This window comes from Sphingobacterium sp. MYb388 (assembly GCF_037479535.1).
Taxonomy (GTDB): Bacteria; Bacteroidota; Bacteroidia; order Sphingobacteriales; family Sphingobacteriaceae; genus Sphingobacterium; species Sphingobacterium anhuiense.
Map to the genome: position 1 here is coordinate 30,667 of NZ_JBBGYV010000010.1, position 12,705 is coordinate 43,371.

The following is a 12,705-nucleotide window of genomic DNA, read 5'->3' on the forward strand; positions in this document are numbered from 1 at the left end:
CTATTTCTTTTTGTTCAATTTTTCTAGACGAGCTTTTGCTGTTGGCAAAATATCATCCTTACCGTCATAATTCTCAATCACACTTTCTAAAGTAGATTTCGCCTGGAAGTTATCTCCTTTTCCTACGTAAGCATCTGCCATTAGGATAAAACTTTTTGCAACCCAGTAATCATAAGATGAAAACGAATCTGAAACATCAAAAGCAGACTTAATAGCGGCTTCGTATTCTTTATTTTCATACTGCATCAAGGCAACATTATAACGTGCTTCAGCACCAATAACTGTACGGCTCTTCAATGCCGCTAAATTAAATTCCTTCAGCGCTTCTGCACGCTTACTTTGTTTCAAATATGCTTTACCAGCATAAAGTGATGCATTTGCGATCTCTTCCTCAGATGATTTTTCGTAATTTCTTACTGCATTGGAATAATTCAGCGTTTCTTTATAGTCACCGATCTCGAAATAGCTGACCATTAAATTGTTGATCGCATAGCTGTAATTAGATTTATACTCAGAAGTCAATTCTAATTTTTTCAACAGTTGTGTTGCTTCATTATATTTCTTCTGTTTCAAATATAAGCGTGATACACTCACCAAAGTACGTTCTGTATAAGCGCTTGTCCAGTCATTCAAGATAATGTTATAGTCATGTAAGGCCTCATCGGTATGACCTAAAGCAGCATTACTTTCAGCACGGATAAAACGCGCATATTTCTCTTGAATAGGCTTAGGGAATTTATCAAAATAAGCATTCACGGCTTCAACTGCACCTTGGAAGTTTGATCTTGAGAATAATGTTGTTGCTGTAGAAAATGTACGGCTATCCTGCTCAGATGTTGTTAAATTTCCAATATTGGTACCAGTAGCATATTTGATATAACCAGTAGCATCACTATTGTCTAAATAGATATTTTCAATAGATCGCATTGCTTGCTTAGCTTCATCCGTTGTTGCATATTGGTCCACTACGCGTTGGAAAGTCTTTAAAGCAGCTTCGTTATTATCTTGATTATATTGTACTAAACCGATTGTTACCAAAGCACGAGGCACATAACTACTACGTGGATATTTCTCCACCATCGTTTGCAGACCTGAAATAGCTTGGTCGGACTGTCCCATTAAGAAATAAGTGTATGGGATCTCAAAAGAAACGTCATCGGCATAATTTGATGTCGGATATTTAGCAATTACAGACTTCAGCGTGGCAATTTTACCTTCATTATTTCCTTGTAGACCCTGAATGATACCGCGTTGGAATAATGCGTAATCTTGACTAGCGGCTTTTCCATTAATCAATCGATCATACTGCTCCATTGCTTTACCGTAGTTCTTTGCTGAGAAATAGGAGTCCCCTAAACGAGCAATAGCATCGTTACGGGTATTCAACTCGATTCCTTTTGAACCACCTGTCGCTAAAAAGCGTTCAAAATAATTTGCAGATGTATTGTAGTTTCCATTTCTAAATGCAGCATATGCTAAAGCATAATTGGCATAATTGTAAACATCAGTTTTTGCTGCTGCCGGTAAACGTAAGAATTTATTAAAATTGGTTACGGCTTCTCCATATTTACGAACTTCATACATCGCCTCTGCTTTCCAGTAGGTAGCTAACGCATAGATTTCTTCATCATAACGATTTGCTTCAGAACGCATGAATAATGAAATTGCATTTTCAAATGCACGTTCGTTATAATACTCTAAACCTCTATAGTAAGTTACTTTTTGATAAGCTACATTTGCTTCTCTACCTCTTTTCTGAATGGTCTCTAAGATATCAACAGCTTCGCGGTAGTTCTTTGTACTCAATAAAACTTCAGCTAATAAAGTTTTCGCTTCTTCCTGACGTTTTGATTTTGGATAAGTTTTAAGATATTCCTGTGTAGAAGCTAATGCTACTTGATGGAATTCCAATTCATAAGAAAGCTTAGCATAGTTAAATAATCCTTCTTCTTGCAGATCTTTATCAAAATCTAATTTTGAGGCTTTGAAGAATGCGTTACGTGCTGCTTGCTTATTTCCTTTTTTCAAGAATGAATCTCCCAATGTAATCATCGCACTTTGATAATATGCATCAGGTTCTGTCATTTTTTCCAATTCTGTTATTGCCTTATCATAATCTTTTAATTTGTAAGCGATATAACCGATTTGGTAGCTATCTTGATTATTCTGTGTTTTTCCTTGATCTTGTGCTTGGAACTTATCGTAGTAACTTTTGGATGATTTTAAATCTCCTTTGATAAAGTAGGTCGCAGCCACAATACGGAACAATTCGGTTTCATTCTCCTGTTTCGTACGTTGCATGATAGGCAAAGCATAATCCAAAACGTCATCGTAACGTTTGTCCAAGAAATACAAAGCTGTAATGTAATAAGGATAACTTGTTTCAAATGTTTTTGAACCATTCAAACGTTCAAACTCATTTAATGCAGTTTTATACTCCGCATCTAAATAACATAAATAAGCGTAGTAATATATTGATGCTTCCTGGTATTCAGACTTTTGATCTTTTAATGTTTCAAAAAGTGGTTTAGCAGCAGTATAATTCTTTGTTGTAAAGTAAGAATATCCTAATTTAAAACGATATTCTAAACTTTCATTACCTGCCAGATTTTTACTATCAATTTTGGTAAACCATTCAATAGCTTTTACATAATCTTTCTTAGCATAGTAAGATTTTCCAATTTGAAAATATGCTGCTTTTGCGTTAGCACTACTTGGATAGTCTTTGATATATTTCAAAAACTGTGCTTCGGCATCTGTTTCCCCCAATTCTAAAGCGCATACAGCTTGATAATAGCGTACATTTTCTTTCAACAGCGTTAATTCTTCTGTTTCATCCAATTGCAAAGAGGATTTTGTCCGTAACGCTTCTACACGATTAAATTGTTCTGAAGCAGATGTAAATTTGCCTCTTTCAAACAACTCCATCCCGGACTTGTATGCTTTGTTGATTTGTTGCCATTCTGTTTGCTGTGCTAAAGCTGGTGTCGCCATCAAACTTAGCGCAAACCCTACCTGGTAAATCTTTTTATACATAATATGTAAAATATTTTATATGTTTTTATTTTGTATTGCAAGTACTTAGCTCAAAAAAGCGAAGTAAAATTCATAGTAATATTCAAAGTACTAAATTAAGCCTAAAATAAGGAGTTTTCCTCAAAAGTTATTCACAATTGTTAACATTATCCAAAGTATAACGTATTTAATACAAAAAAAATATGCCTGATTTAAAAATAAAAAATCAGGCATATTGATCTATATTGACAATTAATGCTATCCGCGCTGTCCTGCCAATAGGTAAAGTACAGCCATACGTACTGCTACGCCATTTTCTACTTGATCTAAAATAATAGAGTGCGCGCTATCTGCAACGTCCGAAGTAATCTCTACCCCTCTATTAATAGGTCCTGGATGCATAATTGTTATTTCTTTATCCAATGAATCCAACAGCGTTTTATTCAACCCATACAACATGGTATATTCTCTTAGGGATGGAAAGTAAGCGATATCTTGTCTTTCCAGCTGGATGCGTAACATATTGGCTACGTCACACCAGTTCAAAGCTTTCATCAAGTCATGCTCCACTTTTACTCCTAATGAAGTAATGTATTTAGGAATCAATGTTGTTGGTCCGCACACCATCACTTCAGCTCCCTGTTTTTGTAAACATAGAATATTGGATAGTGCTACACGTGAATGAGTGATATCACCTATTATGGCAACTTTACGTCCTGCGACATCTCCAAAGCGCTCACGAATCGAGAAAGAATCTAACAAAGCTTGAGTCGGGTGTTCATGTGCTCCGTCGCCGGCATTAACAATTTGTGCGTTAACATGCTTACTTAAAAACACACCTGCTCCAGCATAAGGATGACGCATAACAATCATATCAACCTTCATCGCTAAGATATTATTGACGGTATCGATCAATGTCTCACCTTTACTTACAGAAGAAGAAGAGGCCGCAAAATTAACGATATCTGCAGAGAGTCTTTTTTCAGCTAGCTCAAATGATAAACGTGTACGTGTAGAATTTTCAAAGAAGACATTTGCGATTGTAATATCACGAAGTGAAGGAACTTTTTTAATCGGTCTGTTTAAAACTTCTTTAAAGTTACTCGCTGTATTTAAAATTAATTGAATATCAGATTCATTTAAATCTTTTATTCCTAACAAATGACGTGTACTTAATTGTTCAGCTGTTGATGACATTTTTAATGTATTCAGATTTTCTTTATTCTATTTCTTTTCTGTTACCAAGATGATACTATCTTGATTATCCAACTCTTTCCAGTTCACAATCACTTTCTGAGAATCAATAGAATCCACTTGGATTCCAATGTAATCGGGCTGGATCGGAATCTGTCTCGAAAAACGGCGATCAACCAGAACCAATAGTTCGATACGTTCAGCGCGACCAAATGCTTGGATTGCATCCATTGCAGAACGAATGGTTCGACCAGTCCAAAGGACGTCATCCATTAAAATGACTTTCTTACCTTCTACAATAAAATTAATGTTTGTGCTGTTAGCTAAAATGGGACCATCGTTTCCTTTTCTACGAAAATCATCACGATAAAATGTAATATCCAAATCACCACTTAAAATTGAAATACCTAACATCTTCTCTAATTCCTTGACAATGCATTTGGCTAAGAAAGTTCCGCGAGGCTGTATACCAATAATAACTGTATTTGAAAAATCTCCATGATTCTCAATCAATTGACGACAAAGTCTTTGAATGGTAATCTGAAATTTTGGTCCATCTAATAAAATCGACTGTTTCATTAAGGGAATGTTTAAGCAAACGTACCACTTTTTTTGAAAAAATCCGAATAAAAGATGAATTTAATATCTCCAACGTCCTCTAATCTTTATTCAATCGGAGATGCTTTCTTTTTATTGATTAACCAATATACGGGAAGTCCCAAAATAATAAGAATAAATCCTGGCCAGGTATACTGTGGTTTATACAGGATGAGCAAAATGCAGAAAGTGGCGCCAATAACAAGATAAATAACCGGAACAATGGGATAACCCGCAGTTTTATAAGGGCGCTCCAATGTTGGTGCTTTAAATCTTAACCAAATAACGGCAAACACCGTGATCATGTAGAAAAGCACAATAACAAAAGATATCATATCGAGCAAATCGCCATACTGACCACTTAAACATAGTAAGGATGCCCATATACCTTGCAACCATAAAGAGCGCTCGGGAACTTCATACTTATTATTGGGGATTGCTTGTTTCAAGAACAGTCCATCTTTAGCCATACGCTGAAATACTCTAGCGCCAGATAACACAATACCGTTGACACAACCAAATGTGGATATCATGACTAAAATGGCCATAATTATCGTACCTGTTTCCCCTAAAATTTTATGTGCTGTTGCTACTGCAACCCGATCATTGACTGCAAATGCAATTTCATCTCTACTTAAAGCAGCAAGATAAACATAGTTACATAGCAGATACAACACCATAACTAAAGAAGTTCCAATCACCATTGCACGTACGACGTTGCGTTTTGGATTTTCAATTTCTCCCGCTATAAACGTTACATTTTCCCAGGCTACACTGCTAAAAACCGATCCAACCATTGCCGCCGCTATACCTCCTAAAAGGATACCACCACTGATATCTGTCCAACCAAGGCCTTTTAAATTTTGATAGGAACTTAAACCATAACTTAGATTTTCTGAAAAATGATTCTCCTTAATCATAAATATACCACCTATGATCAACAGAATTAATGCAATTATTTTTGATGATGTAAAAAAAGACTGAATCATTTTACCACTTCGCACTCCCTTCGTATTAATAAAGGTGAGGACTAAAATAATGAACATGGCTAATACCTGAATCCAGGTGATCTTAAATGATCCATTTTCATATAAGGGAGGGGCATTATTAAGTTCAGGAATGAGATAGGCTGTAAATTTACCGAATGCCACAGCGACCGCAGCAATAGTTCCTGTCTGAATGACGGTAAAGAGACTCCAACCATATAGGAAGCCGGTCATTTTCCCAAAAACTTCCGTTAAGTAGGTATACTGCCCTCCTGCTTTTGGGAATAAAGCTGATAACTCACCGTAACAGATTGCGGCAGATACAGTCATTATTGCAGTAATAATCCAAACAATAATCACCCACCATCCGGACCCCAATTGCCGCATCATGTCCGATGAAACAATAAAAATACCGCTTCCAATCATTGATCCCATTACAATCATAATGGCATCCCAAAGTTTGAGTTGTCGATTCATATATTTTAGGTTGGTTACCTGACAACAAACTTACAAATATTCCTGAAAAACAACAGGTTGTCAAAAAATAAAAAATGCCTTCATTTCTAACTAAAATAGAAATGAAGGCGTAACAGTTTTGCGTATATTTAAACGCTTTATTCAAGTGAATTTTAAATCCTATCCAAAAAACTTAGATGGATCAAAACCATGTTCTTTCAAAACATCGTCGGGCACACCTGTCCACACTCCTGGTGTGTTTCCTTTAAAACCGATAGCCTTTACACCGATTTCACTGGTATAAAATCCAGAAGACGTTAGGTTACGCATCAGCGAGAAAAAAGCAACTCCTTGTTGCATTTCAGGTCTTGCTAATTCGGGATATGCGATATCATCTACAATCGCCAATTGCTCCTGTTGTTTACAGTTTACAAAAGCTTGTCCATATCTCTTTTGACTGTGTACATCCAGCCATTTCAATCCCCCGCGCATTGGAATTTTATTATCTGGTAAATCTTTCACGATGAACTCGATAAAATCTGGTACACCAGCATCCGTAGCACTTCCTGAAGATGCATCCTTCGGTATGATGATATCTGCTAAAACAGTTATTGTTGCAAATTCATGTTCATTAAAGAATTTTTCTTCTTGTAATGCTTTAGTACGTTCATATTCAAAATCCTGAATTCCGGGAATTCTGTCTGCTGCATCTGCAACAGCAGTTTTACTATTATCGGATTTACAGGAGCCTGCCAATAGACCAGTCCCAGCAGCGATAAGCCCTAATGCTTTTAGTGATTCTCTTCTATTCATGAGTTCTAGCTATTTAAATTTTTCTTTTCCTGTAAAATATATTCTGCTGTACGCATTGACAGAGCCAGTATAGTCCAAGTCAAATTTTTATCACCTTGTTGTACAAATGGCCCGGCATCTACAACAAACAGATTTTTACAATCATGCGCTTGCCCCCATTTGTTCAGAGCTGAAGTTTTAGGATCATTTCCCATACGTGTGGTACCACCTTCGTGGATAATTTTTCCTGGTGCTTCTAAACCATATAAGGTATCCGCTCCCGGAATCTTTGAGGTTATCACAGCTCCCATTTCGTGCATAACTGACTGAAATGTTTCTTGCATATGCTTTGCCTGTGCAATCTCCTCGTTTGCCCATTTATAATGGAAGCGCAATACAGGTATTCCAAATTTATCGACTTTATTGGGATCTATTTCACAATAATTATCTATTCTGGCTAATGCCGTTCCTCTTCCTGCCATACCTACATTAGCGCCGTAAAAACTGTTATAATCCTGTTTTAAAGATTCTCCATATCCACCCAATGGCTTTTGCTTACCATCAGGACCTTTTGCATTGTTATTTACATTGGGTACCCAGTTTAAAAAACCATAAGAAGGCATGTGTAAACCTCCCCCATACTCAATATGATAGCCACGAGGAAAATTAAGCTTCTTATTATCTTCCCACCATGGTGAGTAGATATGTACGCTTCCAACCCCATCTTCATTATAGCGTTTACGGTCTAACAATTGTGGTAAAAAACCGGAGAGACTTGCTCCCGTTGAATCATGAAGATATTTTCCCACAACACCACTGCTGTTCCCTACACCTCCTGGATGTGCTTTAGATTTCGAGTTAAGCATAATACGTGCACTCTCACATGCACTAGCTCCTAATATGACAGTCTTTCCTTTCACTGCGTATTCCTGCAAATCTTTGGTATCAACATATGAAACCCCGATAGCAATCCCTTCATCATTGGTCAATACTTCACGAACCATTGCATTATCGATTACTTTTAGATTTCCGGTCTTTATTGCTGGTATCACTAAACAGGAAGATGACGAAAAATCGCCATATACTTTACAGGCACGTCCACACTGACCACAATAAAAACATGTACCTCTACCTTTTATTTCTTTGGATACTTCTGTTAATACTGCTCCACGTCCTGGAATAACAGGTACCCCAGCTTTCTTTGCGCCCTTGGCTATATATAGTTCATTTAACCGTGGCTTTGGTGGTTTCATAAAGATTCCATCAGGTTCGTTATGAATGCCTTCTACAGTTCCATAAACACCGATCATGCGATCTACACGGTCGTAAAAAGGTTTAACTTCATCATAGGTAATTGGCCATGCATCAGTAACACCATCTTTAGGTTTGAAATCATCGGGCCCCATGCGCAATGATATTCTGCCCCAGTGGTTGGTACGACCGCCTAACATACGGGCACGAAACCATTCAAATTCAGTACCTCCTACTTTACTATAAGGCTCTCCTTCAAGTTGCCATCCTCCGTATGCGGCATCAAAGTCGCCAAAAGGACGGGTCGTCGAGGCACCGCGTCGGGGAGATTCCCAAGGCCAGCGTAGCTGTTGAGAATCTTTTGCCGGGTCATAAAAAGGACCAGCTTCCAACATCAGCACTTTAAGGCCTGCATTGGCAAGTATATAACCCGCCATACCACCACCGGCTCCCGAACCGACGACAATAGCATCATAGACTTCTGTACTTTCCTTTATTTGATAATTTACCATAATCAATTTTTAATTTTCTTAGAAGCCGTTTATCTTACGATTGAAAAAAATAAAACAACATGCACTTCAAATCTGTTTGGTTATAATTAATTGTATAGATGAAAGGACAAATTAGGTAAAATTACTCAAAATCACAAAACCGTTTTATCGTTTTAGCGCTTTGTAAACAAGCCTTTACAATTACCCTCCCATCATCCCCTTTTTATAACCATAAACCATATCAAGACTAAAATAAAGTTAGTATAAAGGTGCAGTTAAGAAAATGAGTTTTTTAAATGTCAGTATTAATGCTTGTTCATTCAAATATTTTTAATGTTATAAAAAAATACCTCCATGGTTGATCACTTTTTCTAGTAGCTGTCTGCTAACAAAAATAATAGACAAAAAAGAGGGGCTTACAAAACTGCAAGCCCCTCTTTTTTGTCTATTAATCTACTATATTCCAAACTGCTTTTTATAATTTTCTTCAAGCTGTTGTATTTCTTGTAGTAATTTCGTCTCTTTTGTCTGAGATAAAATACTCTTATAAACACCCAGTGTTCTTAAAGCAGTTTCAATATTTGAATATTCCAATTCTGGTTTTGTCTGCGCAATAGCATTATAATAAGACATATTTTGAGTTAAGAACTGCAAATTACGCTTAACAATGTCGTTTGCTTTTTGAGTTTCACCGACACTGTATAAAACATTAATGATCGGTGTATAGTTTAAAACATCGCGCATCAAGAAAACACGTTTCGGCATTTTGTCGTACACTAACAAAGCTATTTCTTTCGCTTCTTTCTCTTTTCCTTGTTCCAAGAGCTGTGTTGCAGTACTTCCCGTTATTGAGTTGACAATTAAACCAATCATACGGTACGATTCTGGATCCAAGTAAGGTGATGTTGCCATATTTCCCCAAGCATACTTCTTGGTAATATCAGTATAAGCGGCTTCAGTATTGACAAGCGCTCCTGCATTTTCTTTTGCAACCTGAATAGGCATTAAACGATATGCAAAACCTTCCTGCACTAGGTACTTGTCTAGACCTAAGTAATTATCATTTGGAACTGTAGCTGCAAAGTAAATAGGTCTTTTCCAATTGTTATCAGCTAAAATAGATAAGATAGACAGTTCGGCTCTGGTCACATAATTCTTATTATAAGTCCATGCTAAAGTATCTGGAATCGTATTTTCCCATTCTTTTGGTACTGTTTTATTTTGGATAACCGCATTTCTATCTACCGCTAAAGCTAGATTTTTAGTTGGCAAGAAGTTCTCAAATTCACCAGAATTCAGCTGTGCTTTATTTTTAGCATCATCCGAAAGCATAAACTGTAAAACTAAATTCAAATCAGCATGTCCTGGAATTTGAACATCTTGGAAGTACATCACATCACGCACTCCTTTTTTAAACTTCTCTTTATCAATATTGATCGGTAACGCATCGGCATCATTTGCCTTTTTCTGCATTTGAGCCATATACCAATCTGCACTTAATAAGCTTAAGTTTACCACACGTACATCTGTGCGGATACCTTCCACTTCCTGTGCATACCACAATGGATAAGTGTCGTTATCCCCGTAAGTGAATAAAATAGCGTTAGGAGCACAAGATTCTAAATAATCTTTTGCCAGATCACGTGCCGTTAATTTATGTGAACGATCGTGATCATCCCAGTTTTCTTTTGCTAATAAAACAGGTGCTGCAAGTAAACAAACCACTGTCGTAAGTCCTGCCGCTGTTTTAGGATTCATTTTCTTACCTAAGAAATCTGCTATCGCAAAGACTCCTAGTCCAATCCATATGGCAAATGCATAGAACGATCCAGCATAAGCATAGTCACGTTCACGTGGTTGTAAAGGACTTTGATTTAAATAAAGAACAATAGCTAAGCCTGTAAAGAAAAATAACAATCCAACAACACCAGCATCTTTTTGTCTTTTACCGAAGTGCCAGAAAGCACCTATCAATCCTATAATTAGCGGTAAGAAGAAATACTTATTATTTGATGGATCGGTATTTAAAGAATCAGGAAGGGCATCTTGTCCACCGACCAACATTTGATCGATCGGTTTAATACCAGAGATCCAGTTTCCTTCTGTAAAAGTACCGTGTCCTTGCTGATCATTTTGACGACCTGCAAAATTCCAAAGGAAATAACGACCGTACATATGACCTATCTGATAATTAAAGAAGAATTTTAAGTTATCACCAAATGTTGGAGACTGTCCTTCACCTAATCTTAAATAGTCCTGATAATAGCCAGGATGACCATCTCTATTACTATACACACGAGGGAATAAAACTTCTTTATCGTATTGGTAAGTAGATCCTGTCTGGATTTTTGTATACTTATCTTTATCTTTTCTGTAAGAATAGGTAGGTTCTACTCCTGTAACTTTAGAATCAAAGTTAGGACCTTTAAACAAAGGCTCACTTGCATATTGCTCACGTCCCAAATAACTTAAGAAAGTAAAGGCATTTTCTGGATCACTATTATTTAACGTTGGATTTGCTTTTGCACGGATCATAATCATGGCAAATGAGCTGTATCCGAAAATGATAAAAGAAGCACTGATCATTACAATATTTAAGATCGGTTTTACTTTTTTGATCGAATACCAAATACCATAAGCTAATAATGCCACCAATAACACAACAAAAAATGTGAATCCTGATCCAAATCCCAATCCTAATGTATTGACGAAGAATAAATCAAAATAAGCGGCGAATTTAACCGAGTATTGAATGATACCCCATAAGATCACCGCTAAAACCACTACCCCTAAAAGAAATGACTGGATAGCTCCTTTGCTTGTAATTGTCTTTGCTCTCTTAAAGTAAATAACAACTGCAATAGCAGGGATAACAAGTAAGTTTAATAAGTGAACGCCTATGGAAAGTCCCATTACGTAAGCGATAAAAATCAACCAACGGTCAGCACCAGGTTCATCTGCATGATTTTCCCATTTTAGAATACCCCAAAATACGACAGCTGTACATAAAGAAGACATGGCATATACTTCGGATTCTACTGCTGAGAACCAGAATGTATCTGAGAATGCATATGCTAAAGCTCCTACCAATCCTGATCCGAAGATCTTGATCAAATCTGCACTTGAATATGTTCCATCTACAGATTTTGTGACCACTTTTCGAGCTAATGCTGTAATGGTCCAGAATAAAAACAAAATGGTAATACCACTACATACTCCAGATCCCACATTCATCCAAAAAGCAATTCTTGTAACATCTCCCCCTGCAAGGTTCGAGAATATATTTTGAATCATCAAAAATAACGGAGCACCTGGTTGGTGAACCACCTGCATTTTATATGCTGAGGCGATAAACTCACCGCAGTCCCACCAACTCGTTGACCTTTCTGCGGTTAACATATAAGTGACGGTAGCAATAATTGCGCAGGCCCACCCTAAAACATTGTTAATTTTAGTATAGTTCATATAATTATACTGTATAAAGATTATAATACGTTCCGAAAATAAGGATATTTAATAAGAAACGAATAAATTATATTTTTTTATACGCTTAAACTCAAATTTGTTACTGCCAGATAAGCTCTAGACTAGGCCAAGAACTGGTCTTTCAGAATAAATTAAAAAATTATTAGCCTGAGAATCAATTAAAAGGCATTTACCGTTCATTTTTTATTTGCAGAAATGAAAAAGCGCCGTATATTTGCATCATCAAAAGTGACCAACACGCTTCCATAGTGTTACGCTTTTGAGAATGTTTGCCCGATAGTATAAGGGTAGTACGACAGTTTTTGGTACTGTTTGTCTTGGTTCGAATCCAGGTCGGGCAACATTAAAAAAGGCTTACTTCGGTAAGCCTTTTTTGTTTTAATACATTTTCAAAAATACTTTCATGATGTATTGATCCAATCCTGTCTAAATGGAGT

At 36.7% G+C, this 12,705-nt stretch carries 7 protein-coding genes and 1 tRNA gene; 1 reads left to right on the plus strand and 7 read right to left on the minus strand.

Annotation, left to right across the window (positions count from 1 at the left end; translation table 11 throughout):
• The 7 genes from WH188_RS23115 to WH188_RS23145 form a co-directional block, all read right to left on the minus strand.
• Positions 1 to 3,036, minus strand: a complete 3,036-nt coding sequence (locus WH188_RS23115; RefSeq protein ID WP_132769024.1) for a tetratricopeptide repeat protein — start codon at positions 3,034 to 3,036, stop codon at positions 1 to 3.
• Positions 3,037 to 3,273: 237 nt separating this feature from the next.
• Positions 3,274 to 4,212 (minus strand): aspartate carbamoyltransferase catalytic subunit, encoded by a 939-nt coding sequence (locus tag WH188_RS23120; protein WP_021188731.1) that lies wholly within the window; start codon positions 4,210 to 4,212, stop codon positions 3,274 to 3,276.
• 27 nt (positions 4,213 to 4,239) lie between these two features.
• A complete protein-coding gene (gene pyrR / locus WH188_RS23125; RefSeq protein ID WP_168127540.1) occupies positions 4,240 to 4,788 on the minus strand; it encodes a bifunctional pyr operon transcriptional regulator/uracil phosphoribosyltransferase PyrR in 549 nt (182 codons plus the stop codon).
• A gap of 86 nt (positions 4,789 to 4,874) precedes the next feature.
• Positions 4,875 to 6,269 (minus strand): APC family permease, encoded by a 1,395-nt coding sequence (locus tag WH188_RS23130; RefSeq protein ID WP_168127541.1) that lies wholly within the window; start codon positions 6,267 to 6,269, stop codon positions 4,875 to 4,877.
• Between the two features lie 159 nt (positions 6,270 to 6,428).
• Complete coding sequence (locus tag WH188_RS23135) at positions 6,429 to 7,061, minus strand: gluconate 2-dehydrogenase subunit 3 family protein (protein WP_168127542.1); 633 nt, start codon at positions 7,059 to 7,061, stop codon at positions 6,429 to 6,431.
• Positions 7,062 to 7,066: 5 nt separating this feature from the next.
• A complete protein-coding gene (locus tag WH188_RS23140; protein ID WP_168127543.1) occupies positions 7,067 to 8,803 on the minus strand; it encodes a GMC oxidoreductase in 1,737 nt (578 codons plus the stop codon).
• A gap of 435 nt (positions 8,804 to 9,238) precedes the next feature.
• On the minus strand, positions 9,239 to 12,247 hold the full coding sequence (locus tag WH188_RS23145; RefSeq protein WP_132841240.1) for a glycosyltransferase family 117 protein: 3,009 nt from the start codon (positions 12,245 to 12,247) through the stop codon (positions 9,239 to 9,241).
• A gap of 291 nt (positions 12,248 to 12,538) precedes the next feature.
• Between WH188_RS23145 and WH188_RS23150 the strand changes: the two genes are divergently transcribed.
• A tRNA-Gln gene (locus tag WH188_RS23150) sits at positions 12,539 to 12,609 on the plus strand.
• Positions 12,610 to 12,705 lie beyond the last annotated feature (96 nt).